This window comes from Corallococcus exercitus, from assembly GCF_042231735.1.
In the GTDB taxonomy this organism is placed as follows: domain Bacteria; phylum Myxococcota; class Myxococcia; order Myxococcales; family Myxococcaceae; genus Corallococcus; species Corallococcus exercitus_B.
On record NZ_CP102577.1, the window covers coordinates 2,571,776 to 2,596,593 of the forward strand.

Sequence of the window (24,818 nt, forward strand, 5' to 3'; positions counted from 1 at the left end):
TCCACCCGCCTGACGCCCCGAAATCCCCCCGGCGTCCAGGCCGGGGGGACGGGGAGCGCACTAGCCCCGGGCGCGGACGGGCCCGGCGGCCTGCTCGCGGAAGAACTGCACCGTGCGGCGCAGGCCCTCCGCCAGCTGCACGGACGGCTCCCAGCCCAGCACCTTCTTCGCGTGGGAAGCGTCGATGCAGGAGCGCAGCTGCTCGCCCGGCTTGCCCGGCGCGTGCGCGGCCTTCAGCGAGCTGCCGCCGGCCTCCGCGATGAGCTCGTAGAGGCGGTTGATGTCCGTCTCCACGCCGGTGCCGATGTTGGCGGCGCCCACGTAGTCGCTCTGGAAGGCCAGGTAGTTGGCGCGGGCCACGTCCGGACCGAAGACGAAGTCACGCGTCTGCTTGCCCTCGCCGAAGATGGTGCAGCCCTGCCCCGCGATGGTGCGCTGGCAGAAGATGGCCACCACGCCCGCCTCGCCGTGCGGGTTCTGCCGGGGGCCGTACACGTTGGCGTACCGCAGGGCGACGTACGGCAGGCCGTACTGCGCCCGGTAGTAGCCCAGGTACAGCTCGCCCGCCGCCTTGGAGACGCCGTAGGGCGACACCGGCCGCGTGGGGTGGTCCTCGCGGGCGGGGAAGTAGTCCTGCTCGCCGTAGATGGCGCCGCCGGTGGAGCTGAAGATGACCTTCTTCACGCCGGACTGGCGCGCGGCCTCCAGCAGGTTCGTCATGCCGCGGATGTTCACGTCCGCGTCGAAGCCGGGGTCCTCCACGCTCTTGCGCACGTCCATCTGGGCGGCCAGGTGGCAGAGCACCTGGGGCTTCTCGGTGCGGATGAGCTCCGCGGCTTCCGGGCTCCGGATGTCGTGCACGGCCAGCCGCACGCGCGGATCCAGGTTCTCCTTCTTGCCGCTCGACAGGTTGTCCAGCGCGATGACCTCGTGGCCATTGCGGAGGAACTCATCACACACGTGCGAGCCAATGAAGCCCGCGCCGCCCGTTACCAGGACTTTCACGCCGTTCTCCCCCGGTCCGGCCGCCAGAGGGGGCCGGACCGTCGTCTACCTCGCGTTCACTCGCGCGCGGCCAACCTATGCTCCAGAGGGGCGACCGGCAACCTCTCGGAAGTACGCGATGGTGTCCCGCAGACCCTCTTCCAGCTTCACCTTGGGCTCCCAGCCCAGGAGCGTGCGCGCCCGGGTGATGTCCGGCTGGCGCTGCTTCGGATCATCCTTGGGGAGGGGCTGGTAGACGATCTTCCCACCTCCGCCCGCCGCTTCCCGCACGGCCTCCGCGAACTGCTTGATGGTCATCTCGCGCGGGTTGCCGATGTTCACCGGGCCCCGGACGTCCGAGAGGATCAGCCGCACCAGGCCGTCCACCAGGTCCTTCACGTAGCAGAACGAGCGGGTCTGGCTGCCGTCCCCGAAGACGCTGAAGTCCTCGCCCCGGAGGATCTGCCCCACGAAGGCCGGCACCACGCGGCCGTCGTTGAGGCGCATGCGCGGGCCGTAGGTGTTGAAGATGCGCACGATGCGGACGTTCACGCCGCGGCTGCGCTCGTAGGCGGCGCTGATGGCCTCCGAGTAGCGCTTGGCCTCGTCGTACACGGAGCGCGGCCCGATGGGGTTCACGTTGCCCCAGTAATCCTCCTTCTGGGGGTGCACGAGCGGGTCTCCGTACACTTCCGACGTGGAGGCCATGAGGAACACGGCCTTCTTCTTCTCCGCCAGCTTCAGCGCGTTCTCCGTGCCGATGGAGCCCACGCGCAGCGTTTCGATGGGGAGGTTCGCGTAGTCGATGGGCGACGCGGGCGAGGCCAGGTTGAGGACGAAGTCCACCGGCCCGTCCACCTCCAGCCCCTCCGTGATGTCCTGCTTCACGAACTGGAAGCCCGCGCGCGGCTTGAGCGTGCGCACGTTCGCTTCGTTTCCGGTGATGAGGTTGTCCACCGCGAGGACGGACTCCGCGCCGTCATCCAGCAGCCGCTCACACAGGTGCGAGCCCACGAATCCGGCCCCACCCAGCACCACCGCCCGCTTGCCACGCATGCTCGTCACGTCACGCCTCGTTCGTCAGGAAAGTTCGTCGAAGGTTGCCTGGCCCGGCAGCTGCGCCTTGTACTTCTCCAGCACCAGGTCGATGCCCTGCCGGATGTATTCGGCCACGGGCACCTTCGTCTTCTGGTTCAGCGCCTTGAGCAGTTCGTTCTGCTCCGGAGTGATGTAGATGGTGGTGCTGACTTTCTTTCGGGCCATGGCGATACGTGAAAATATATGGAATGACGTGGCCTGCGAAAGCACGGAAGTGAAGCGGCGCGAACATGGCGCCCCACCTGCTTGGGAGGCACCTTGGCTTCTAGCAACCGTTTGATTTTCCTGGGCTTCGTGGCGGCAGGCGTCCTCTCCGGTTGCGCCTCCAAGAAGGCGGCGGAGACCTCTGACGCAGCGCACAAGCGCCCGGAGGCGGAGGCCATCCGGGGAAAGCAGGAGCCCGGGGAGACCGTGACGGAGCTGGACGCCAACGGCGACGGCCGCACGGACGTCTGGGAGTACCGGGTGAAGGACGTGCTGGTGCGCAAGGAGCTGGACCTGAACTGGGACGGCCGCGTGGACGTCACCCAGTACCTGGATCCGCAGGGCGCGAAGGTCCGCGAGGTGATGGACCTGGACTACGACGGCAAGGTGGACGCCACGTACCACTACGCGGAAGGCAAGCGCACGAAGGGCGAGCGCGACCTGGACGGCAACGGCCGCGCGGACTCGTGGCTCTACTACGAGAACGACACGCTCGTGCGGAAGGAGCGCGACGCGAACCACGACGGCCGGGTGGACTACTGGGAGTACTGGGAGAACGGCCAGGTGGACCGCATTGGCGAGGACCTGGACGGCGACGGCACCGTGGACCAGTGGACCCGCAACCCGAACCCGGCGGCGAAGCCCAAGGAGTGACGTCGGGGGCCGGCGCCAGCGCGCACCGCGAGGGCGCGCCGGCGGGCGGTACGACGAAGGCCTACGGGGCGCTGGTGCCCGTGCGCCCGTAGGAGTCCTCCAGGCGCACCACGTCATTCAGCTCGGGGGTGCTGACCTCGAGGATGTCGCAGTCGGTGATGGCGACCATGCGGTGCTTCGTCAGCGGCTTGATGTGGTAGCTCTCACCGGGGTTCATCTCCTTCTCGATGAGGCCCTGGCCCTCGTCGACGACGAAGAGGAGCTTGCCGCTCTGGACGTGGATGGTCTCGTCCTTGACGTTGTGGAACTGGAGGCTCAGCTTGTGGCCGGCCTTCACGTGCAGGAGCTTGCCCACGTAGCGCTCCGTGTGGGCCCAGATGAGCTCGTGACCCCAGGGCTTCTCCACCCGCTTCGTCGTCGTCATGTTGCTTCGTCTCTTCCTTGCCCAGCAGCGCTAGTTCGTGCCGGCCACGTACGCGTCGAGCTGGGTCTCGCGCTTGAAATCCGTCAGGTACCGGCCCGCGGCTTCCTTGCTGGCGAAGCTGCCCATCCGGACGCGGTACCAGGTGCCCTTTCCAGGCACCTCGGCGGCCAGGATATAGGGGGCATAGCCCTTATCACGCAACCGCGCGGCGAAACGGTCGGCGTCCTGGCGGCTCTGGAAGGCGGAGAGCTGGAGCGTGAACGCCCCCCCCTTCACCGCCTCCGACGGGCGCGGCGGCTCGGCGGGCAGCGCCTGGGCCCGGGCGATGGCCTCCTTCATGCCCCCGTCGCGCGCGGCGGTGCGGGTGGCGACCGGCGTCTCCTCCACCTTTCCCTTCACGGGCTCCGGCTTCACCGGCTCCGGCTTGGCGGTGGCGACCTTGGGGGCTTCCGCGGGCTTGGCTTCCGGCTTCGCGAGGGGCTTGCCGTTGGCGATGGCGTCCTCCTCGGCGGCGTCCATCGCGGGCAGCTCGCCCGTGTCGGGGTCCGGCGTGGGGGCGGGGGCGGCGGGCTTCGCGGCGACCTTGGGGGCTTCCGCGGGCTTCGGCTCCGGCTTCACCTCGGGCTTCGCGGCGGCGGCGGTGGCCTTGGGGGCCTCCGGCTTCGCGGCGGGCTTGGGCAGCGGCGGCAGGGGCTCGGCGCCCGTCTTGCGGGTGAGCTCGTCCGGGAAGGTGAGCGGCGGCTCCTGGCGCGCGTCGTTGAGGACCTGCGCGTTGGCGTCCAGCGCGGAGAGCAGGTCCGGGGCGGCGGCGGTCTGCGCGTCGCTGGAGAGCTTCTTGCCCACCACCACGCCCAGCACGAACACGGCGCCCATCACGACGATGCCGGCGATCAACAGGCTGACGATCTGCCGGTTGTCCAACGAGACGTCGAACTTCTCCTTCATCCGGTGGGCGTCACGCATGGCGGGGCAAACCTCATTGCGCGCTCGGGCCGTGTAACGGCCTGTAGCGACAGCGTGCGCGCAAGCTACGCCCCACCCCCAGGCGGGTCAAATTCACGGAGACCGCGTGGGAGCGACGCGCGCGAGGCCTGAAGTCAGGCGCCAGACGCGCCGGGTGGGCTCAGACGATCCACCCGCCGCCGAGCACGCGATCCCGGTCGTAGACCACCGCGGCCTGGCCCGGCGTGACGGCGCGTGCGGGCGCATCCAGCTTCACCGACACCAGCCCGTGCTGCGAGATGTGGATCCGCCCCGGGGCGCCCGCGTGGCGGTGGCGGATGCGGACCTCCACGGCCTGCTCCGGCGGGGGCGGCCCGTCCACCCAGTGCGGCTGGAGCAGCCCGAACTGCGCGCGGCCCGTGCCCTCCGCGGGGCCCACGACGACGCGGTTCGTCTCCGGCTCCAGGCGCTGCACGTAGCGCACCTCGCCGCCGCCCAGGTTGAGCCCCTTGCGCTGCCCCACGGTGAAGCGGTGGATGCCGTTGTGCGTGCCCAGCACCTTGCCGTCCGGATCCACGACTTCACCAGACGGCTGGGGGCCGGCGACCTTCTCCACGAACCCGGCGTAGTCGCCGTCAGGCACGAAGCAGATCTCCATGCTCTCCGGCTTGTGGGTGGTGGGGAGGTGGTGGCGCTCGGCGACGGCGCGCACCTCCGTCTTGGTGAGGTGGCCCACCGGGAAGAGGACGTCCTTCAGCTCCTCCTGGCCCAGCGTGAAGAGGAAGTAGCTCTGGTCCTTGGCGGCGTCCACGGCGCGGCGAAGGTGGAAGCGGCCGTCCACCTCCTCCACCTGGGCGTAGTGGCCGGTGGCGAGCCGGGCGCCCAGGGCGCGCGCGCGCTTGAGGAGGAAGTTGAACTTCACGTCGCGGTTGCAGCTCACGCACGGGATGGGCGTCTTGCCGCCCAGGTACGACTGGACGAACGGGTTGACGACCCGGTCCTGGAAGATCTCCTCGGCGTTGGCCACGTAGAACGGGATGCCCAGCGTCTGGGCCACCGCGCGGGCGTCGTCGATGTCGTCCGGACTGCAGCAGCTGCCACACTTCGCGTTGCCCTCGTAGGACCAGACGCGCAGGGTGATGCCGATGACCTCGTGGCCCTGCTCCTTGAGCAGGGCGGCGGCGGCCGAGGAATCCACCCCGCCGCTCATGGCAACGACGACTCGCATGGGGCCCCTTCCTACACGCCCCCGGGCCGGGACGCACGGCCCGAGGCGCTCCAGGCCCCCTCCCCTGCCCTCCGGCCGGAGAGGAAGCCCCCTTCTCAAGGACTCCGCGAGGCCCAGGCCGTGAGCCGGGCGCGGAGCTCATCCGCGGTGTTCAGCGACGGATCATCGAGCACCGTCTCCATGAGGTACCGGGTCGCCTCGCCCACCTTCGGCGAGGGGCCGATGCCCAGCGTCTTCATGATGTCGCCCCCGGTGAGCGCCAGCTCCTTCGCGGACAGGGGGGGCTTCGCGGCGGCCAGCGCCTCCAGCCGCGAGGCCAGCGCCTCCAGCGCCGGAAGCTGCTCCGGAGCCCGGACCTGGACGCGGGCGCGGGCCACGGAGAGGAGCGCGGGCAGGTTCGCGAGTCCCACGCGGGCGAGCAGCCGGCGCAGCGCGGGGTCCGTGTCGTTCACGCGCGTCTCCAGCTTCGCGTGCTCGACGAGCAGGCCGATGAGGTCCGCGGACTTGTTGGGGAACTTCAGGCGCAGGCACAGGTCCTTGGCCTGCGTCGCGGTGTCGATGTCCGCGAGCAGCGTGGCCATGCGCAGGTCCGCGTCCAGCGGCGCGGCCTGCACGGCGGCGCGGGCCAGCCGGGCGGCCTCCGCGTCCGCGCGGGCCACCTCCGGAAGAAAGCACTCCATCAGCCCCGTGTCCGCGAGCAGGTGCAGCCCCGTCTCCGCGCGGGGGGACAGCAGCAGTTTGAGCAGCTCCTCGCGCACGCGCTCCAGCGCGACCTTGCGGAACACGGCCAACGTCGCGGGGATGGCGTCGCGGGTGGCGGGGTCCAGGGTGAAGCCCAGCACGGCGGCGAAGCGCACGGCGCGCAGCGGGCGCAGGCCGTCCTCGGAGAAGCGCTCCAGCGCGGAGCCCACGCAGCGGATGAGCTTCGCGGGCAGGTCCACCTGGCCGCCGAACGGATCCACCAGCTCGCGGTCGAGCGGGTTGTACGCCATGGCGTTGATGGTGAAGTCGCGCCGCGACAGGTCCTTCACGATGTCGCGCTCGAAGGACACGGAGCTGGGGCGCCGTCCGTCCAGGTAGTCCCCTTCCGAACGGAACGTCGTCACCTCCACGTGGTTGCCGCCGGTGACGACCGTCACGGTGCCGTGCTGGATGCCGGTGGGGATGACCTTGCGGAAGGCGCGCTGGACCTCTTCCGGCAGCGCGCTCGTCGCGACGTCGAAGTCCTTCGGGTGGACCTTGCGGACCATGTCCCGCACGCAACCGCCGACCAGGTAGGTGGGGTGGCCCAGCTCGCGCAGGCGGGTGATGACTTCGAGCACGGGCTTCGGGATTTCGGCGTCGTGGAGGTTGGCGATCATGACCACGAAAGGGGTGGGAGGAGGCGGGCGCGTACGTTGCCGTCTTCCAGCGGGCCTGACCACTGCGGAGGCCCCGTGAAGGCCGGCATACGACAAATGACCTATACGTGTGCAAATGAAAGTCTTCAGGAAACTCTCACCCACACGCCCCGACAATCATTTCAACGCAGCACCTACCGCGGGCGGGGCCAGGGGCCGCCGCCCCCAGCGAGGAAGACCATGCTCAAGTCCATCAGCAGCTACACGTTCAAGAACCCCTCCCGCCTGCAGATTGATCGGACGTCGGACGGCTCGAAGACCGTCTACGGACAGCAGGTCAACGGCATGAACTACTTCCTGGACAAGCGGAACGTCGGCATCTCCGACCGGTCCCGGGACAGCGTCATCGACAACGTCAGGAAGGTGGAGAGCGGGGAGCGCAGCGAGATCAACGCGCACCAGCGCGAGGTCGTGGGCTTCGCCCGGGACGCCTTCGAGAGCTTCCGCAAGGGCGACGTGCGGCAGGGGGCCGTGGAGGCCACGGGAGCGGTGCTCAACGCGGCGGGCTCGGTCTTCAAGTCCACGTACACGGAGACGCCGCACGAGAAGCAGGGCATCCACCCCTACTGACTCCTGCCTGCTGACGGGGCCGGGGAGCGTTCCTGGAGCGCTCCCCTTCCCCGCCATCCCGCACGGCGTGCGGCGGGTGCATCTGTTAACGATGCACCCGCCATGTCCGACTCCCCAACCACCGCGGTGCACGTGCACGACGCCTGTGAGGTGTACGTGGGCCGCGCCTTCCGCGCCTGGGCGAAGCCCGGCCCGCTCAACCCCGTGCCGGGCCGCTTCGGCAACCCGTTCAAGCCCGGGGGCGTGAAGACCTGGAAGGCGATGATCCGCACGTACTTCGAGCCCTGGCTGGCGAAGCTGCCCGCAGACGAAGCCGCGCGGATCCGCGACGAGGCCCAGCGGCGCATGGCGCCCGGCCCGGACGCGTTCGAGTCCTTCCGCTGGTACCTGGAGCTGCGCACGCAGCACGACGCGGACTTCCTGCGCGACGTGCGGACGTTGCGCGGCAAGCGGCTGGGCTGCTGGTGCAAGCCGGGCCCATGCCACGCGGACGTGCTGGCCGCGTGGCTGGACGCCAGTCCGCGTCAGTGACGCGCGTTCTCCCGCTCGCGGACCTGCGCGGGCTGGGGCGTAAGCGTCGCGTCCGCCTGCCGCCGCGTGCCCAGCACTTCCGACAGCGTCAGGCACGCCTGGGCAATGGCATTGCGCGCGGCGAGTGAGTCCGCCAGCGGATCCAGCATCACGAAGTCGTGGATCATCCCCTCGTACTGGAGGGCCAGCGTCGGGACGCCCGCGTCCACGAGCCTGCGCGCGTAGGCCTGGCCCTCGTCGCGGAGCACGTCGCACTCGCCGTTGAGGATGAGCGCGGGAGGAAGGCCCCGCAGCTGCGCATCGGTCGCGCGCAGGGGGCTGACCGTGGCCTCCGTGCGCACGGAGGAGTCCGGGGCGTAGTTGTCCCAGAACCACTGCATCCCGCCGCGGGTGAGGAAGTAGCCGTCCGCGTACCGCTCGTAGGAGGCCGTGTCGAAGCGGGCATCCGTGACGGGATAGAACAGCACCTGCTGCAGGATGCGCGGGCCGCCGCGCTCCTTCGCCACCAGCGTGAGCGCCGCCGCCAGGTTCCCGCCCGCGCTGTCCCCGGCCACGGCGATAAGCTGGCCATCCAGGTCCGCTTCGCCGCCGTTCTTCGCGATCCACTGGAGCGCGGCGTAGGCCTGCTCGAGCTGCGCGGGGTACTGGCCTTCAGGCGCGGGCGTGTAGTTGACGAACACGACCGCGCACCGGCTCCCCACGGCCAGCTCCCGGATCAGCCGGTCGTGCGTGTCCTTGTCGCCCAGCACCCAGCCACCGCCGTGGAGGTAGAGCACCGCGGGGAGTTTCTCCGACACGTCCGCGGGCCGCACGATGCGGACGGAGACCCGGCCGTCGGGGCCCACCGGCAGGACGCGGTCCTCGACACGGGCGGGCTTCTTCACGCTCTTTCCCGACTGCACGCTCCGGAGCACGGCACGCGCATCCGTGGGAGGCAGGGTCTCGAGCGCGGGTCCGCCCGCTGTCTTCAACTGCTCCAGGAACGCACGGGCATGGGGATCCAGGCCGGCGTCGGAGGGCTTCTTCGCATCGGTGGGCATGGCGTCTCTCCTCTTCGGGCGAGGATGGCCATGCACGCCCGGAGTGGGAGACGCAGGCACACGGTGGGCTTGTCCGGAGGGCACCGTGTGGCTCACCCGGGCCGGTGAACCGCACGGGCTGGCTGAACCGAGGGCGCAGGAGCTGCTACGAAGGGCCCCATGGGACTCGATGCGAGCTACCAGGCCCTTCCCGGCGGCTCCCCTCTTCTGGCTCTGGCCCGGGCGAACGCCGGCGTGGGCGGATGGATGATCTCCGTCACCCGGCTGCTCAAGGATCCTCGTGAGGAGAGTCTGGCGCCGGGCGGCCCGGATGCCGACGAGCTCGTGCTCCTGGAGGCCGTGCGGGACATCCTGCGGACCCGCCCCGACCTGGCGACCCAACAGGTCGAGCTCCACCGGAGGTGGGATCACCTGCACTTCGTCCTGTCCGCCCGTCGCAGGGACGGCTTGGGAATGGACGACAACGACGACTCCCTGGCCGGCATCGCGATCCAGGGCGAGGCGGGGATCGCCCGGCATGTGGTGGCGCCCCAGGGCGTGCCCTTGCGCTACACGCGGCCCGAGACGGTGGAGCGGATCGCCCGGATGCTGGAGGCGGTGCGCTTCGACTCCCTCCGCGAGCACTTCACCGTCGAGCGCATGCGACAAGCGGGCGTCTACAAGTGTCCGCACGAGGATGGCCTCGAAGAAGCCTGGCAGTGGCTGCGCGAGCGCTTCGACCTCTTTCGCGCCTTCTACGTCACGGCCGCGAAGCACGGGGACGGCGTCCTGGTCCGCGTGGACTGAGATGAAATACACGTTCGTCTTCACCACCGCCGCGGTGCTCCTCGCCTTCCTGGCATCGCGGCTTCAGGGACCCGGCTGGCTGCTGCTGTGGCCCGCGTGGAGCTTCGCCATCGTAGCGCTCGCCTACGCCGGAGTGGGTGCGCGGGCCTTCGGGAAGCAAGCGGATGGACGGATGCGTCCGTGGGCGGTGCTCGCGCTCCTGCCCTACCTGCTGCTCACGTGGGGCACCTGGCATCTCGCACGGCGCATCTCCCGGGAGCGCGTCCTTGACGAAGTGGTGCCTGGGGTCCTGGTGGGACGCCGGCTGCTGCCCGGCGAGCTGCCCCCGGGCGTCAGCGCGGTGCTCGACCTGACCTCCGAGTTCATCGAGCCGGAAGGCATCCGAAGCGCCTGCCGCTACGTGTCGCTGCCCATCCTGGATGCTTCGACGTTGCCCGTGGATCAGGTGGCCCCGGTCCTTCGCGAGCTGGCCGCCCTGCCCGGGCCGCTGTACGTTCACTGCGCGCAGGGGCATGGGCGCACGGGCATGATCGCCGCCGCGCTCCTCGTTGCCCGGGGGGATGCACCGGACGCGAAGACGGCCCTCGCGCGGGTGCGGCAGGCTCGGCCCGCGGTGCGGCTCTCCGTCCAGCAGGAGCGCGCGCTCGACGCGTTGGCCGCGGCACTGGTCTGAACCGCGAGACCCGGACACGGCACCGGGCCTCGCGGGTGCTCAAGAGCGCTCAGCTCTCGGCGGTCGGGGTCCGCTCCGCTTCCGGATGGGCGGCGTCGCAGACCGGCGCGGTGTCCTCGGACTGCTGGGTCTGCGCCGAGGAGACGGAGGCGGTCTCCTCTGAAGGCTGCGCGGGCGCGAAGCACCCGACCGACTCGCCACAGGTGGTGCGGTAGGTCCCCTCGTAACAAATCTGATCGCAGTAGCCCGTGCAGACGTCCCAGCACTGCGGCGGATAGGCAAACGCGGCGGCGGGGGCCACGGCAAGGATGGCGGCGACAGCGTTCAGGGACTTCCTCAGCGCGTTCATCTGCACTCCTGGGGTGTGAGGGGCGTGCCTGCGCAAAGCCAAGCACGCCCGCCAGCAGACGCCACCCCCCGGCCCAATGACAGACGCCTCACGCCACCACTGCCATCGACTGAACACTCACACCCGACCCGGGTCCCCATCCACGAAAGTCAATAGCGGCAAGCCGCGATGTCCAGCCTGCCTGGCTGGAATCAGACTGCGCACCCACCCTTTCGTCGGAGTTGCCATGCGCCTCAATCCATTGCTGGCCGTCGCAGCCGCTCTTGCCTTTTCCCCGGCGGTGAGCTTCGCCCTGCCCATCCAGTGCACCGACGTCTGTGCGGAGCCCACCTACTGCGATGAGGTCTGTTTCGTGGTCATGCGCGCCTCCACCTGTGGCGCGTCCGGGTATGCCTGCTTCCCCCCGGACAGCGCTCCTGCTTCGAGCGGTGACGAGCTGGCGGCGACCTGCGCGGACTGCGCCACGGAGCGGACCGCCTGTCTCCAGCGCGTGAAGTACGGCGACCTCGAGGAGGTCCAGGCGTGCATGGACGCCCACGCCGAATGCAGCCAGCTGTACTGCGTGAGCGCGCAGTAACGCGACGCGGAGCTCAAGGGGCCCCGCCGACCAGGCCTGAACAGCCGCCTCGAGCACAATCAAGCAGGTCGCCGAGTCCTCGACTTCGCAACATCCTTCCGCGTGACATCACGGACGCCGCCTCGAAGCTCACGGCGCAGGGGGCCCGGTATCCCGAGGCGCTGGAGAAGATGACCGGCCGCTGACGCGCCTTCACACCGTCTTCGCGGCCAGCTCCCTGGCCGCCTCGACGAAGAGGCGCAGCGGCGCGGAGCGCTGCGCACGGCTGGGGTAGTAGAGGAAGAAGCCGGGGACCGTGGGCGCGTAGGCCTCCAGCACCCGCACGAGCCGCCCGGTGCGCAACGGCTCCGCCACGGCCGGCTCGAAGGCATACGCCAGCCCCACGCCCGCCTCCGCCAGGGCCGCCGGCAGGTGCAGGTCGTTGCTGACGACGCCTCCGCGCACCGGCACGCGCCAGTTCCTACGGCCGCGCTCCAGCTCCCAGGGATAGAGCGCTCCGGTCGTCTGCGAGCGGAAGGTGATGCACTCGTGGCGCAGCAGGTCCTCGGGCTTCTGGGGCGTGCCGTGGCGCTTGAGGTAGGCCGGCGAGCCCACCACCACGAAGCGGAACGCGTCGGTGAGCCGCACCTGCACCATGTCGCGCTCGATGGCCTCGCTCAGCCGCACGCCCGCGTCGTAGCCCTCGGCCACGATGTCCACGAGGCGGTCCTCGATGACGACCTCCAGCTCCACTCGCGGGTGACGCGCGCGAAAGGTGGGGACCACCGGGGCGATGACGTAGGGCACCGCCGCCGTCAGCACCGTCAGCCGGACCCGGCCCACGGCCTCCCCCGGCCGCGCGGAGACCTCTCGAAGCGCGGCGAGCGTCTGACCGACCGCCGGGCCCGCCTCCTCCACGAGCCGCCTGCCCGTGTCCGTCAGCGCCACGCTGCGCGTGGTACGGGTGAGCAGCACCACCCGCAGCTGCTCCTCCAGCTGCCGCACCGCCTGGCTCACCGCGGCCGTGGAGACGCCCAGCTCGCGCGCGGCGCCGCTGAAGCTGCGCAGCCGGGCCACGGCGAGGAACACCTGCAGCTGCGTGAAGGGCGCCGTATTCATTCGCGAGGACCGTACCCGAGCCCACTGTTAAGCACGGGTTAAAAGCCTATTGGCCTCCTCGCGCGTAGTCATCCACGGGTCCGGCGCGTATCTCTCTTCCCGTGAACGGGGCCTGGTGGCCCCAAGCCCCCCGGAGAAGAGACACATGCCCACCGTCAACGCCTACGCGGCCCGCTCCGCCACGTCGCCCCTCGGCCCCATCACGATCCAGCGTCGTGAGCTGGGCCCGCGCGACGTCCTCATCGAGATCAAGTTCTGCGGCATCTGCCACTCGGACATCCACACCGTCCGCGGCGAGTGGGGCGAGACGACCTACCCGCTCGCGCCCGGCCATGAGATCGCCGGCATCGTCACCCAGGTCGGCCCCGGGGTGACGAAGCACGCTGTCGGCGACCGCGTCGGCGTCGGCTGCATGGTGGACGCCTGCGGCGACTGCGCGCCCTGCCGCAAGGGCGAGGAGCAGCACTGCCTCAAGGGGATGGTCGGAACGTATGGCGCCATCGGGCGCGATGGCCAGGTCACGCAGGGCGGCTACTCCACCCACATCGTCGTGACCGAGGACTTCGTCCTCAAGATCCCCGAAGGCATCGCGCTCGACGCCGCCGCGCCGCTCCTGTGCGCCGGCATCACGACGTACTCGCCGCTGCGCCGCTGGGGCGCGGGCCCCGGCAAGAAGGTGGCCATCGTGGGCATGGGCGGCCTGGGTCACATGGGCGTGAAGTTCGCTCGCGCGATGGGCGCGGAGGTGACCGTCCTGTCGCAGTCGCTGAGCAAGAAGGAGGACGGCCTGCGCCTGGGCGCGCACCACTACTACGCCACGAAGGACCCGGAGACGTTCCAGAAGCTCGCGGGCACGTTCGACCTCATCGTGAACACGGTGAGCGCGAAGATCGACCTGAACGCCTACCTGTCCCTGCTGGCCCTGGACGGCGCGCTGGTCAACGTGGGCGCGCCCGCGGAGCCGCTCTCCGTCAACGTGTTCTCCCTCTTCATGCCCCGCCGCGTGTTCACCGGGTCGCTCATCGGCGGCATCCCGCAGACGCAGGAGATGCTGGACTTCTGCGCGAAGCATCACATCGGCGCGGACATCGAGGTCATCCCCGCCAGCAAGATCAACGACGCCTACGAGCGCGTGCTCTCCTCCGACGTCCGCTACCGCTTCGTCATCGACGCCGCGACCCTGAAGTAACACCCCACGGGAGAAACCATGCGAATCGCAGCCACCGCCATCGCGGATGAGCCGCTTCACCCTTGGGCGCATCCACGCTGTCGCTCCCCGGGCGGCACGCTGACACCGCTGGGGGGGAAGCCGCGAAGAGCGTCGTGAATAGCCTGTCCGCCGGTGGCCGGAGCTCTCCGGCCCGGGGAGGCAGCATGAAGCAGACACGCGGATTCGCCGTGGCGCTGGCTGTGACCACCTTGCTCACGGGAGCGCCCGACGTCCAGGCCCGTGGCACGGTTCCTTTCGACGCGGAGGCACCGGTTGCGTTCAGCGGCGGCGCCGCCGTCCGGTGCGGTGACACCATCACCGTACATACGCGACTGACTCACGACCTCAACTGCCCCAGCTCGGCGCCCTTCGCGCTCCAGGTCGTGGGCGAAGGCGTCGTCCTGGACCTGGGCGGCCACACCGTGCGCCGCACGGGTCCGGCGAATACCGATTCGCAAGGCATCGCGCTCCGGACCCACAGCATGGTGCGCAATGGCACGATCCAGGGATTCGGCCGGGCCATCATGGTTCCCAGCGGCTCCGGTGTGGTGAACGTGCGCCTCCACAAGCTCGCGCTCCTCGGCGGCTACGCGGGTGTCTTCAACGAGGCCACCACGAACTTCCTCATCACCGAGTGCCGTGTGAGCGGGAACAGCGTCGGGATGCGGGGGGAGCTGGATGCGTCCAGCGGCAACTTCGACGTGAGGTCGTCGGTGTTCACCCACAACGAACTCGCGATGCTCGCGGACTTCCACAACATCGACGTGCTCAGCTCCACGTTCACGTCCAATGGGAGCGCCTTCAACTGCTGGGAAGGCCTCATCCGCATCAGGTCGAGCACGATCGCGGGGAACGACACGGTCGGCTCGATCCGCAATGACCCCGGCTTCCGGATCTGCGACGAGATACGGTTCGAGAACACGGTCATCGCGAACAATGCCGCGTTCGCGCCGGCCACCGAGCCGGTTTGGGAGCCGCTCAAGCTCTCGATGCTCGGCTCGCTCGTCTCCAACAACGGCACGGGGCTCGCTGCCGCGGTGGTGACGGTCTACATCGACGGCAACACCTTCCATGACAACGCGAGCGGCCTGACCCTGTCCGACCGCGAAGGCACCACCGTCCCTGGCCCGCTCACGGGAATCATCCGCGGCAACCGGTTCCTCAACAATGACGGGGATGGACTCCGCGTGAATCCGCCTGGCACTCCCACGCTGATCAACAACCTTGCCCTGGGCAACGCGGGCTTCGGCCTCTACGCGCCCACCGCCTTCGACGGCGGCGGAAACGTCGCGCGGAACAACGCCGCGGGCGACTGCGTCGGCATCAGCTGTTCGCCCTTCTGACGGTACCCGCCGGCGCAGCCACACCCGGCTGCCCTGGCTGGAACAATGAACCTCCAGACACCTTCACGCACCCGGGTCGCCTTGAGGCGCACCCGGGGCCTTTCACTAGCGTGGCCTCCATCCATTCCACCTGGAGGTCGCGACATGGAAACGGAACGCGGAAGGGCCTGGGTGCCCTGGCTGGTGACAGCGCTGGTGTCGGTGCTCGCGGGCCTGGTGCTCTATCTGTCGCATCGCAGCACGACCCGCGCGGACGCGGAGGCGGCTTCGGCAACGGCCCGGGCCGGCGAAGCGGAGGCCGCGAAGCAAGCGCTGGAGGCGAAGCTGGCCGCGCTGGAGGCGGAGCGCGCGAAGCTGTCCACGGAGAAGGAGCAGCTCAGCACGGAGAAGGAGCAGCTCAGCCAGACGGTGCAGGAGCAGGAGGCGGAGCTGGCCCGGCTCAAGGCCACCTACGAGGACCTGCAGGACAAGATGAAGAAGGAGATCGCCGAGGGCGCCATCCGCCTGACGCAGGACGGGGGCCGGCTCCAGGTGGACCTGGTGGACAAGGTCCTCTTCGATTCGGGCGACGCCAGCATCAGCGCGCGCGGCCAGGAGGTCCTCACGCGGCTGGGCGGCGTGCTGTCCAAGGTGGATGACAAGCTCATCCAGGTGACGGGCCACACCGACGACTCCCCGCCCACGCAGAAGCTCCAGGCCACCTTCCCCACCAACTGGGAGCTGTCCGTCGCGCGCGCCGTCAACGTGGTGCGCTACCTCCAGGACCAGGGCGGCGTGCCCGCGAAGCGCATGCTCGCGGCGGGCTACGGCGACACGCGGCCCCTGGCGGCCAACGCCTCGCCGCAGGGACGCGCCCGCAACCGCCGCATCGAGCTGCTGTTGATTCCGGAGCAGGCTGCCCGGCGCAACCCCGCCATCGCGAAGGCGGCCACCGCGAAGGCGACGCCCGTGAAGGGGACTCCCGCGAAGGCGCCCGCCGTGAAGCCCGCCGTCGGGAAGAAGCCCGGCCGGTAGGCTCGCCGGTCCTATTCGGAGAGGTGGCGGGACGCCCGCCACTTCTTGCCGTTGAACAGGTAGACCCAGGTGGCGTTGCCCTCGCCCCAGTCGACCAGCCCCTGGCGCGCGGTCCTGGGCGTGCCATGGCGGCCCGGCTTGGACCGGATGCCGTAGAGCTGCAGGCAGCTCACCTCACGCGGGAGGGCGACCACCTCCCGGACCCTCCCGTCCTTCGTGAAGAGCACCCGCACCGGCACGGCCCCGTTGCATGAGTAGCCCTGGCCCGGGAACGCGTAGTCCGGCTGGCCATCCTTGTCGAAGTCTCCCTGGACGCAGGGCCACCCGCCCGTCTTCAAGACGTTGATGTCCACGCCAATGTCCTCGAGCTGGGTCGTCGCAGTCCCCGGCGTCCCCACGCAGAGGCAGCTCGTGCTCTGCTCCGCCGAACACGCCGGATCCGCGAAGGTGAGCGCCACGCGCTCGCTGTCCGGCTTCTCGGGCGGAGAGGCCTCCGCGAGGCCCACGGCCGCCAGCGAAAGCATCCCAAGCCATATCCGATACATCCGCTTCATTCGGTCGCTCCCGGTGTCTGTCTGGCGGGGCGACATACCAGGAACTGGCGGTCAGGCGCTGAGGGCCTGACCGCCTCTTCTTTTCGTCGGGCGGTGTCCCGCTACCGGAACTGCCAGGCGCGGACGTAGTTGACCTCGAACGCGTTGCCCTCACCGGTCGGGGTCGAGCTGTCCGGGGTGCCGCTCGCGCTGCCGAACCACAGGTCCAGCAGGAGGTACATCGGGTCCCCCATGGTGACGTCGATGGTGAGGAACGGCTGCCCGTCGAAGTAGAAGGTCTGCCGGTTCGGCTCCCACTTCACGGCGTACGTGTGGAAGGCCGCCGACAGGTCGGGCGTCTGCAACGTGCGGGTGCCCGCGGTGGGGTTGCTGGAGCCGTTGGGCCACACGGTGGCGGCGAAGGCGACCGGGTGCAGGTTGCTGTCACCCCAGCCGCTGTTGGGGCCACCGCCCGGGTACGCCTCCATGATGTCGATTTCAGGGCGGCGGTCCCCCGGGTGGGCGAGGAGCCAGAACGCGGGCCACACGCCCCTGCCGATGGGCAGCTTCGCCTGCATCTCGAAGTAGCCGTAGCGCTGCTGGTACTTCCCGTCCGTGTCGATGGTCCGGTTGAAGAAGCTGCCGCTGGCGTCGCGCTGCGGCCAGATCTTCAGGACGCCGTTGCGGACCGCGTAGTTGACGGTGGGGTTGGAGGACTCGTACCAGATGTGGTCGTTCCACACGCTGGTGTTGAAGCCGTTGTTGAACTCCTCCTGGAAGGTCAGCACGTACGCGCTCGCGTCCTGCCCGACGGGCCCGTTGCCCGGAGGCTGCCCGCCGCCGACGGTGAGCGTGCCGACGATGTAGCGAAGCTCGCCGTCCGCCGTGACGCCGCTGCCCGCGGCCAGCGCGACGCGCGGATAGGAGGGCGCGGTCATGCTGTAGAGCCCCACGCGAACCGTGTACGTGCCCGCCGCCAGGTTGGTGGGGAGCGCCACGACGCGGTTGTAGGCGATGGCGCCGCTCCAGGAGGTCGTGCTCACGGGCGGCAGGTGGTCCGCGCCCAGGTTGGGGTACTGCACGCCGTTGGCATCCACCAGGTGGACGAAGACGTAGTAGCTCTGGCTCATCGGCACCGCGTTGAACCGCATCCCCAGCGTCACGTTCTGCCCGGCCTGACCGGACAGGCTGGGGGTGGAGAGCTGGAGGACCTGGGTGGTGGCGGGCTGCTGCGCGCCCACGGTGAGCGTGCCGACGGTGTAGCGGAACTGATCATCGACGGTGACGCCGCTGCCCATCGCCAGCGCGACGCGGGCCCACGGCGAGTGGGTCTGGGAGAGGCCCACCCGGATGGCATAGGTGCCCAGTGGCATTGACGTGGGAAGCGTCACGGTGCGGTTGTAGGCAACGGCCCCGCTCCACTGCGACGTGCCCACCGGCGGCAGGTGGTCCGCGCCAGCAGGGGCGTGGTTCACGCCGTTCTGGTCGATGAAGTGGATGAAGACGTTGTAGTTCTCCGCCATGGGCACGGCGTTGAACCGCATCGCCAGCGTCACGGCCTGGCCCGGCTGCGCCGACAGGTTGGGGGTGCCGAGCCGCTGCACGGTGCTCGTCTGCGCGGCGCTGACCGCCGGGACCAGCGCCAGGAACAGGGCGGCGAACAGCGGGGTGAAGCGTGGGGCTGGACCTCGTCTGGATGACTGCATGCGAATCTCCCGGGAGTGGACGTAGGCACTGCCCGGCAAGGAGAACGCGCACTTCACGGTTAGGCGTGGAAATCCAGTTGTCCAGATTTTGGAGCTATACCGTTTTGAACAGTCCAGGTCTGCGGAACCATGAGCCGGAAGCAGCCCGCCCGGCTTCTATCCCTGAGTCCGCCAGCTGATGCCCTGGGAGGCCGTGTCCCGCCAGGTGGAACGGGGGGTTGTTAGAACCGCCGAGGAAACACAGCCGTTGCGACGTCGCTGTTCCCCCGTCGTCGGGCATCACCCTCGACATGGCCCCTCCGGAACTGCTCCGCGGTGTGAAGTGGAAGGACTTGAGGACGCTCTCGACCCGGGAGCTCCTCATCGAGAACAACCTGACCCTTCCCTGGTTCCTGGTCTCGATGCTGCTGGCGTACTTCGAGCACTACGCCCTCGCCCTGCCCTTTTCGGCCTTCTTCTTCCTCACGGGCCTGAGGCAGGTCCACAACGGCTTCCACCGCGCACTGGGCACGAACCGGTTCCTGACCTGGCTCACGCTGTATCTCAACAGCGTGCTGATGGTGGTCTCGCTCCACGCGGTGAAGTTCAATCACCTGAGACATCACCGCTACACCCTGGCGGAGGGGGACTACGAGGGGAAGTCCGCGGGCATGTCCTGGTACGGCGCCATCCTGTACGGCCCCGTCCACATGTTCCTGATCCACAAGGTGACGCTCCAGCAGGGAGACGGGAAGTACCGCTGGAACGTCCTGTTCGAGCTGGCCTCCATCGCGGTCTTCGTCGCCGGGGTCTTCCACCTGCGGCTTCACTTCCTCATCTACCACGTCGCGGTGATGGTCCTGGGTGAGTGCCTGATGGCCTTCTTCGCCGTGTGGACCGTGCATCACGACACGCAGGACGCCCCGGCGCTCGCGCGGACCCAGCGCACCGGGTGGAAGAACCTGGTCACGTTCAGCATGTTCTATCACCTGGAGCACCACCTCTTCCCGGCGGTGCCCACCATCAAGCTGCCAGAGCTGGCCAAGCGCCTGGACGCGGCGCTTCCCGGATTGGAGAAGCGCGCGACGTTCTGAAGGGGACGGGCTCAGTCCTGCTTCAGGGTGCGGAACACGGCGGGCAATTCCTGCTCACCCAGGCCCGCGCCCAGGGCCCGCCGGTAGTTCTCCAGCAGCTCCCGGGGGAAGCGGGAGCTGATGCGGGCGTCCGTGCTCAGCCGGACGATGTGCTCGAGGGCCGCGACGTGGGTGTTGAGGCTGCACTGCTGGCCGGTGAAGTCGTTGTTCTCGATCATCCCCTGCGCGGCGTCGGCGGTGACGGAGATCAACCCCAGGAAGGAGTTCTTCTGGGCGAAGAAGGCCTTCGGGTCCAGCCCTTCCGCCTGACACATCGCCGCGGCGTGGAGGACCGCCAGGGAGCCTCCGTAGAAGGCCTCCAGGATGGCGCAGTCGAGCGTCGCGGCGGAGCCGATCTTCTCGTCGACGAAGACAGAGTTCCTGGCGATGGCCTGGAGGGTCTCCAGGTGCCGGTCGAAGACGGCGCGCGAGCCCGCGTAGAAGACCGTGGCGTAGTCGGTGGCCACGAACGCGGGAAAGGCGAGGATGGCCGCGTCCAGGTAGTCCACGCCATAGGCCCTCGCCCACTCCAGTCCGCTCCGGGCGTCCGCCGGTGAGCCACTGGTGAGCTGGACGACCGTCTTTCCGGCCAGGGCCGACGCGACGGCCTGCGAGGAGAGCAGCTCGGCGCTGGCGGCGTAGGTGGACACCGAGATGACCACCAGCTCCCGCCCGGACACGGCCTCCACCAGGTTCTCGAACGCGGCGGTGCCACCGCCCACAGCCTTCGCCTTGCTCGGCGTCCGGTTCCACACCGCGACGTCATGCCCCGCCGCCGCGAAGGCCCGCGCCAGCGAGGTTCCCATGAGCCCACTGCCAATCACCGCCAGCTTCGTCATCTCAATCCCCTGTTGTTTCGAGCAAGCGCGGTCCTGGGACCGGTGCCTGGGGATGAGAGCACAGACACCGCGGCAACGCCCAACGACGATTCCTCGAGGTCTTGAAACCATTTCCGTGAAACCGAAGGGCTCATCTCCGGCTGGCGCAACGCCGGCAATCACCGCCGGTACTCGCGCGACGTGCTTCGGCGCATCGTCGTCATCGCTGCCATCCGGGAGGCATTGCAATCGCTGCCTATGGAGCGCGCACCGCCTGCGGAGGACTGGGCTCGGAGCTCAGCTCGGCGCCTGTCCGCTCCGCAATCCAGAGGACGTGCCCGGGGAGCAGGGCCCGGGGCCCCGGTTGCCCGACCCGGGCTGGCCGCCAACGCCTGTCCCTCCTGCTCGCCCTCCTTCCCGGCGTCCTCCCGCACTCCCTGTGCGCCCGCACCGCGTCATCCCCATCCCTCCCTCCGAGGAGACGCCATGGCCAGGAAGATGAAGGCAGTGCAGGTGCCGAAGGCGGGAGGCCCGCTGGAGCTCGTGGAGCGCGAGATCCCCGAGCCCGGTCCGGGGCAGGTCCGGCTCGCCGTGGAAGCGTGTGGCGTCTGTCACAGCGATGCCATCACCAAGGAGGGCTGGATGCCCATCCAGTACCCCCGGGTGCCGGGCCATGAAGTCGTGGGCCGCATCGACCGGGTGGGTTCCGGCGTGACGGCCTGGAAGGAAGGACAGCACGTCGGCGTGGGCTGGCACGGAGGCCATTGCGGCCAGTGTGTCGCGTGCCGCAGCGGAGACTTCGTCACCTGCGAGAAGCAGCAGATCTGCGGCATCAGCTACGACGGCGGCTATGCGGAGTATCTCCTCGCGCCCCAGGAAGCCCTGGCCCGCATCCCGGAGGGGATGAGCTCCGAGGATGCCGCGCCCCTGCTCTGCGCGGGCGTCACCACGTACAACTCCCTGCGCAACATGGGGGCGCGGCCGGGGGACCTGGTGGCGGTGCAAGGCATTGGCGGCCTGGGCCACCTGGCCATCCAGTACGCCCAGAAGTTCGGCTACCGCACCGTCGCCATCTCGCGCGGCGCGGACAAGCGGCCGCTGGCGCTCGAGCTGGGCGCGCACGAATACATCGACACGGAGAAGGGCTCCCCGGCCGAGGCCCTCCAGAAGCTCGGGGGCGCGCGCGTCATCATGATGACCGCGTCGAGCAGCAGCCTGGCGGGCGAGCTGCTCGGAGGCCTGGGGCGCAATGGCACCCTGCTGCTGTTGGGCGCGGGCGCGGAGCCCATCCCCGTCAGCAGCCTGTCCATGATTGGAAAGCGCACGCGCATCCAGGGCTGGCCCAGCGGCGTGCCCCAGGACTCGCAGGAGACCATGGCCTTCAGCGCGCTCGCGGGGGTGCGCTCGCGCAACGAGGTGTTCCCCCTGGACCGCGCTTCGGAAGCCTTCGAGCGGATGATGAGCAACAAGGCCCGCTTCCGGGTCGTGCTCAAGATGCGCTGAAGGCTCGTGCTTGCCGGGGAACGGGCGGGGTGGGAATGCTTGCGGCATGTCCCCTTCCCGCCCGCTGCTGCGCCTCGCGGCGCTGTCCCTCGCCCTGGCCCTCCCGGCACCCTCCAGGGCCGACGCGCCCCTCCCTTCCGCGCGGGAGCGTGAGGCCGCGCTGCTCGTGGGGAGCGTGCTGGGAGGGACGCCCATGCTGGAGGACCTGCGCTCGCTGGTGGACGAGGTGGGCGGCCGGGCCACGGGCTCCGAAGCCAACCACCGCTCCGTGGAATGGGCGCTGGAGCGCTTCCGCGCCGCGGGCGTGACGGCGCGCGCGGAAGCCTTCCCCATGCCGGCGCTGTGGCTGGAGCGCGGCGCCACCGCCTCCGTGCAGGGCCCGGGCGTGCGCTTCGCCCCGCGCGTGGCCGCGATGCCCTTCTCCACCGCCACCGCCAAGGGCGGCCTCACCGCGCCCCTGCTGGAGGTGGGCCGCGGCACGGACGCGGACTTCCAGCGGCTGGGCGCGAAGGCGCGGGGCGCGTTCCTGCTGGTGGAGACGGACGAGCTCAAGGACGTCGACGGGCTGTTCCGCGAGTACGACGAGGCGGCGCTCATCGAGTCCCGCGCGTTCGCCGCGGGCGTGGCCGGCGTCGTCTACATGGGCAGCCGGCCCGGCAACCAGCTCTACCGGCACAGCGTCTCCGTGGGCCCCCGGAACACCCGCCCCATGATGGTGATGGAGCGCGACGGCGCGAAGCGCGCGCTGCGGCTATTGCGCGCGGGCAAGGCCCTGAGCCTCACCGCGGCGCTGGACCTGCGGACAGGCGGCCCCTACGAGGCACGCAACGTCATTGGCGAGATTCGCGGCACCACGCGCCCGGACGAGGTCGTCGTGCTGGGCGCGCACCTGGACAGCTGGGACCTGGGCGGTGGCGCGCTGGACAACGGGGCCAACGTCGCGATGCTCCTCGACCTCGCGCGGCAGATGCAGCGCCTGGGCCTGAAGCCCGCGCGCACCGTGCGCTTCGCGCTGTGGAACGGCGAGGAGCAGGGCATGTACGGCTCGGCCGGCTATGCGCGCACGCACGCGGCGGAGCTGGACCGGCACACGCTGGCGCTGTCGGTGGACATCGGTTGCGGGCGCATCACCGGCTTCTACACGAACGGCCGGGCGCCGCTGGTGCCGCTGGTGGACCGGGCGCTGAAGCCGGTGGAAGGCCTGGGGCCCTTCACGCAGCTGAACGTGCCGGTGGTGGGCACCGACAACTTCGACTTCATGATGCACGGCGTGGCCAACCTCATCGCCAACCAGGAGCCGGCCACGTACGGGCCCAACTACCACGCGCGCTCGGACGAGTTCGAACAGTGCGACGCCCGCACGCTGCGCGCCAACGCGGCCGTGGTGGGCGCGCTCGCGTGGGGCTTCGCCACCATGGACGAGAAGCTGCCCCGCCAGAGCCGCGCGGAGGTGGAGGCGCTCATCCGGGACACCGACCTGGGCCAGCAGATGAAGGCCTTCAACGTCTGGGAGGAGTGGGCCGCTGGCACCCGGGGACATCCCCTGGAGGGCAAGCCCACCCCCGCCCCGCGCTGAGGGCTACTGCTGGCGGATGTAGACCGCGTTGATGCGGTTGTTCCCCGCGCCCGGCGCGCTCTTCACCGTGAGGCGCCCGTCGTGCACCGCGACGCGCGCGATGCCGGTGGTGAAGCCGTAGCCGGTGGGCATGCCGCTGAGCACCACCGTGTCCTCCGCCTGGATGCGGTAGGCGCCCACATAGTTGAACGGCTCGCCGGCCAGCATGCTCACCTCGTAGACGCCGTTGGGCACGGCGATCTCCCAGACGCGCTCGCCGCCCTGCTGCATGCGCGCGTGGCGCTGCGCGACGATGTCCACGTCATGGCCCGCGTCCACCATGTTGGCCGTGTTGTCCACGTTCCACCCATAGGTGAAGCCGAACTGCCGCGCGCCGTAGACGAGCCCGTTGTCCGGCAGGTAGCCGAAGTTCTCCAGGGGCGGGTTGGACGCGGGCTGGAAGTTGATGTCGATGCCGAACTTCCGCTTCACCTCCAGGAACGCGAGCTTGTTGTTCACGGCCGGGCTGCTGCTGCGCACCGTGAGCTTGCCGTCGCTCACGTCCACCAGCTTCACCGCTTCGAAGAAGTGCTGATCCGCCGTCGGCGTGCCGCGCAGCACGTCGCCGTAGTACTCGACGCTGAAGGCGTACTCGCTGTCGGTGAAGTCCGAGTCCCCCGCCACCAGCCGCACCTCGTAGTAGCCGTTGGGCACGGCCAGCTCCCAGGTGTAGTTCGCGCCGTTCTGCGTGCGGATGAGGGTGTCGTACGCCTGCGACGGGGTGTTGGGGTTGTTGCGGTCCCGCGTGTTGGCGGTGTTGTCCTGGTTCCACCCGTAGGTGAAGCCGTTGCCCCGGTTGCCGTACACCTGGCCGGAGTCCGCCACGAAGCCGGCGGGCACCGGCACGTTCGCGGGCTGGAAGTTCACCCGCAGCTCGAACGGCGCGAACGGCGAGAAGGGACCGGGGGACTGGGCCTGCGCCGGTGCGGACGCCAACGTCAGGCCCAGCGCCGTGGCGGCGGACAGCAGGAGATGCTTCATCGGAAACCTCGGGGAGCGGAGTGGGAATCGCGGCTTAGCGCGATTTCCTCAGCTCACCGCACGGTTTCGCAGGGCCTGCTCCCCGGGCCTCCCACCAGGGGGCCAGGCCCGCCCCCGTCAGAGCGACGGCTGGTCCTGCTGCAGCCGGGCTTCCACGTGGCGCTGGAGGGCCTGCAGCTGCTCGAGCCTGTCCCTCAGCTCGCCGCGCAGGTCTCGCTCGTCGGTGTGGAGGACCTCGTCGTGCAGCCCATCGATGCTTTCGGCCAGACAAGCATGGAGGAGGTGGATCTGCTGCGGGGAGAGCTCCAGGACCATGGGACACCTCACTGTCGGAAACAGCGGTGGCACTCCTCCCCCACGCACCCGAGGGAGCGGGTGCGAGCGCGCGCGCGTCAGGCCGTGAAGGCCGAGGCTGCTGCTGCTCC

The 24,818-nt window shown here is 69.7% G+C and carries 27 protein-coding genes; 12 read left to right on the forward strand and 15 right to left on the reverse strand.

Features of this window, described 5'->3' with window-relative positions:
* Positions 1-60: 60 nt before the first annotated feature.
* The 3 genes from NR792_RS09520 to NR792_RS09530 form a co-directional block, all read right to left on the reverse strand.
* Complete coding sequence (locus tag NR792_RS09520) at positions 61-1,005, reverse strand: NAD-dependent epimerase/dehydratase family protein (RefSeq protein ID WP_375759742.1); 945 nt, start codon at positions 1,003-1,005, stop codon at positions 61-63.
* 75 nt (positions 1,006-1,080) lie between these two features.
* Positions 1,081-2,040, reverse strand: a complete 960-nt coding sequence (locus NR792_RS09525) for a UDP-glucuronic acid decarboxylase family protein (protein ID WP_375761596.1) — start codon at positions 2,038-2,040, stop codon at positions 1,081-1,083.
* Between the two features lie 24 nt (positions 2,041-2,064).
* On the reverse strand, positions 2,065-2,247 hold the full coding sequence (locus NR792_RS09530) for a ribbon-helix-helix domain-containing protein (protein WP_014397342.1): 183 nt from the start codon (positions 2,245-2,247) through the stop codon (positions 2,065-2,067).
* Between the two features lie 93 nt (positions 2,248-2,340).
* Here NR792_RS09530 and NR792_RS09535 point away from each other — a divergent pair, with 93 nt between their 5' ends.
* Positions 2,341-2,940 carry a hypothetical protein gene (locus tag NR792_RS09535; RefSeq protein WP_375759743.1) on the forward strand — a complete coding sequence of 200 codons (600 nt, stop codon included), beginning with the start codon at positions 2,341-2,343 and terminating at the stop codon, positions 2,938-2,940.
* A 61-nt stretch (positions 2,941-3,001) separates the two neighbouring features.
* Here NR792_RS09535 and NR792_RS09540 read toward each other — a convergent pair whose 3' ends face one another.
* The 4 genes from NR792_RS09540 to NR792_RS09555 all read right to left on the reverse strand — a co-directional run bounded on the left by NR792_RS09540 (position 3,002) and on the right by NR792_RS09555 (position 6,895).
* Positions 3,002-3,364: a cupin domain-containing protein gene (locus NR792_RS09540; protein WP_014397344.1), complete on the reverse strand. Its 363-nt coding sequence runs from the start codon at positions 3,362-3,364 to the stop codon at positions 3,002-3,004.
* A 30-nt stretch (positions 3,365-3,394) separates the two neighbouring features.
* Complete coding sequence (locus tag NR792_RS09545; RefSeq protein ID WP_375759744.1) at positions 3,395-4,327, reverse strand: SPOR domain-containing protein; 933 nt, start codon at positions 4,325-4,327, stop codon at positions 3,395-3,397.
* A 160-nt stretch (positions 4,328-4,487) separates the two neighbouring features.
* A complete protein-coding gene (gene mnmA, locus NR792_RS09550) occupies positions 4,488-5,534 on the reverse strand; it encodes a tRNA 2-thiouridine(34) synthase MnmA (protein ID WP_375759745.1) in 1,047 nt (348 codons plus the stop codon).
* 95 nt (positions 5,535-5,629) lie between these two features.
* On the reverse strand, positions 5,630-6,895 hold the full coding sequence (locus tag NR792_RS09555) for a CCA tRNA nucleotidyltransferase (RefSeq protein ID WP_375759746.1): 1,266 nt from the start codon (positions 6,893-6,895) through the stop codon (positions 5,630-5,632).
* Between the two features lie 219 nt (positions 6,896-7,114).
* On the opposite strand from NR792_RS09555, the gene NR792_RS09560 reads away from it, so the two are divergent.
* The gene (locus tag NR792_RS09560; protein WP_375759747.1) at positions 7,115-7,504 is read left to right on the forward strand and encodes a hypothetical protein; all 390 of its coding nucleotides are present in this window, start codon (positions 7,115-7,117) and stop codon (positions 7,502-7,504) included.
* Between the two features lie 102 nt (positions 7,505-7,606).
* On the forward strand, positions 7,607-8,035 hold the full coding sequence (locus tag NR792_RS09565) for a DUF4326 domain-containing protein (RefSeq protein ID WP_375759748.1): 429 nt from the start codon (positions 7,607-7,609) through the stop codon (positions 8,033-8,035).
* Here the strand turns inward: NR792_RS09565 and NR792_RS09570 are convergent.
* Positions 8,029-9,075, reverse strand: coding sequence for an alpha/beta hydrolase (locus NR792_RS09570; RefSeq protein WP_375759749.1), 1,047 nt, complete (start codon positions 9,073-9,075; stop codon positions 8,029-8,031). The genes NR792_RS09565 and NR792_RS09570 overlap by 7 nt on opposite strands.
* Positions 9,076-9,234: 159 nt before the next feature.
* Between NR792_RS09570 and NR792_RS09575 the strand changes: the two genes are divergently transcribed.
* Both NR792_RS09575 and NR792_RS09580 read left to right on the forward strand, forming a co-directional pair.
* Positions 9,235-9,861: a DUF1877 family protein gene (locus NR792_RS09575; protein WP_375759750.1), complete on the forward strand. Its 627-nt coding sequence runs from the start codon at positions 9,235-9,237 to the stop codon at positions 9,859-9,861.
* Between the two features lies 1 nt (position 9,862).
* Positions 9,863-10,534, forward strand: a complete 672-nt coding sequence (locus NR792_RS09580) for a tyrosine-protein phosphatase (RefSeq protein WP_375759751.1) — start codon at positions 9,863-9,865, stop codon at positions 10,532-10,534.
* A gap of 49 nt (positions 10,535-10,583) precedes the next feature.
* Here NR792_RS09580 and NR792_RS09585 read toward each other — a convergent pair whose 3' ends face one another.
* Complete coding sequence (locus NR792_RS09585; RefSeq protein ID WP_375759752.1) at positions 10,584-10,883, reverse strand: hypothetical protein; 300 nt, start codon at positions 10,881-10,883, stop codon at positions 10,584-10,586.
* A 226-nt stretch (positions 10,884-11,109) separates the two neighbouring features.
* Here NR792_RS09585 and NR792_RS09590 point away from each other — a divergent pair, with 226 nt between their 5' ends.
* Positions 11,110-11,460 carry a hypothetical protein gene (locus NR792_RS09590; RefSeq protein WP_375759753.1) on the forward strand — a complete coding sequence of 117 codons (351 nt, stop codon included), beginning with the start codon at positions 11,110-11,112 and terminating at the stop codon, positions 11,458-11,460.
* A gap of 192 nt (positions 11,461-11,652) precedes the next feature.
* Here NR792_RS09590 and NR792_RS09595 read toward each other — a convergent pair whose 3' ends face one another.
* Complete coding sequence (locus NR792_RS09595; RefSeq protein WP_375759754.1) at positions 11,653-12,558, reverse strand: LysR family transcriptional regulator; 906 nt, start codon at positions 12,556-12,558, stop codon at positions 11,653-11,655.
* 145 nt (positions 12,559-12,703) lie between these two features.
* Between NR792_RS09595 and NR792_RS09600 the strand changes: the two genes are divergently transcribed.
* The 3 genes from NR792_RS09600 (at position 12,704) to NR792_RS09610 (ending at position 16,125) form a co-directional block, all read left to right on the forward strand.
* Positions 12,704-13,747: an NAD(P)-dependent alcohol dehydrogenase gene (locus tag NR792_RS09600; RefSeq protein ID WP_375759755.1), complete on the forward strand. Its 1,044-nt coding sequence runs from the start codon at positions 12,704-12,706 to the stop codon at positions 13,745-13,747.
* A 185-nt stretch (positions 13,748-13,932) separates the two neighbouring features.
* Complete coding sequence (locus NR792_RS09605) at positions 13,933-15,111, forward strand: right-handed parallel beta-helix repeat-containing protein (RefSeq protein WP_375759756.1); 1,179 nt, start codon at positions 13,933-13,935, stop codon at positions 15,109-15,111.
* Positions 15,112-15,255: 144 nt separating this feature from the next.
* Positions 15,256-16,125, forward strand: coding sequence for an OmpA family protein (locus tag NR792_RS09610; protein WP_375759757.1), 870 nt, complete (start codon positions 15,256-15,258; stop codon positions 16,123-16,125).
* A gap of 11 nt (positions 16,126-16,136) precedes the next feature.
* Here the strand turns inward: NR792_RS09610 and NR792_RS09615 are convergent, their stop codons facing one another.
* Positions 16,137-16,649: a hypothetical protein gene (locus NR792_RS09615; RefSeq protein WP_375759758.1), complete on the reverse strand. Its 513-nt coding sequence runs from the start codon at positions 16,647-16,649 to the stop codon at positions 16,137-16,139.
* A gap of 131 nt (positions 16,650-16,780) precedes the next feature.
* On the reverse strand, positions 16,781-18,364 hold the full coding sequence (locus NR792_RS09620) for a family 16 glycosylhydrolase (protein WP_375759759.1): 1,584 nt from the start codon (positions 18,362-18,364) through the stop codon (positions 16,781-16,783).
* Positions 18,365-18,696: 332 nt separating this feature from the next.
* On the opposite strand from NR792_RS09620, the gene NR792_RS09625 reads away from it, so the two are divergent.
* Positions 18,697-19,437, forward strand: a complete 741-nt coding sequence (locus NR792_RS09625; protein WP_375759760.1) for a fatty acid desaturase — start codon at positions 18,697-18,699, stop codon at positions 19,435-19,437.
* Between the two features lie 11 nt (positions 19,438-19,448).
* Here the strand turns inward: NR792_RS09625 and NR792_RS09630 are convergent, their stop codons facing one another.
* Positions 19,449-20,426, reverse strand: coding sequence for an NAD(P)-dependent oxidoreductase (locus tag NR792_RS09630; RefSeq protein WP_375759761.1), 978 nt, complete (start codon positions 20,424-20,426; stop codon positions 19,449-19,451).
* A gap of 354 nt (positions 20,427-20,780) precedes the next feature.
* On the opposite strand from NR792_RS09630, the gene NR792_RS09635 reads away from it, so the two are divergent.
* Positions 20,781-21,797 (forward strand): alcohol dehydrogenase, encoded by a 1,017-nt coding sequence (locus NR792_RS09635; RefSeq protein ID WP_375759762.1) that lies wholly within the window; start codon positions 20,781-20,783, stop codon positions 21,795-21,797.
* A 46-nt stretch (positions 21,798-21,843) separates the two neighbouring features.
* On the forward strand, positions 21,844-23,373 hold the full coding sequence (locus NR792_RS09640; protein WP_375759763.1) for a M28 family metallopeptidase: 1,530 nt from the start codon (positions 21,844-21,846) through the stop codon (positions 23,371-23,373).
* A gap of 3 nt (positions 23,374-23,376) precedes the next feature.
* Here NR792_RS09640 and NR792_RS09645 read toward each other — a convergent pair whose 3' ends face one another.
* Together NR792_RS09645 and NR792_RS09650 are read right to left on the reverse strand one after the other, a co-directional pair.
* Positions 23,377-24,393, reverse strand: a complete 1,017-nt coding sequence (locus NR792_RS09645) for a hypothetical protein (protein ID WP_375759764.1) — start codon at positions 24,391-24,393, stop codon at positions 23,377-23,379.
* 117 nt (positions 24,394-24,510) lie between these two features.
* Positions 24,511-24,708, reverse strand: coding sequence for a hypothetical protein (locus NR792_RS09650; protein WP_375759765.1), 198 nt, complete (start codon positions 24,706-24,708; stop codon positions 24,511-24,513).
* Positions 24,709-24,818 lie beyond the last annotated feature (110 nt).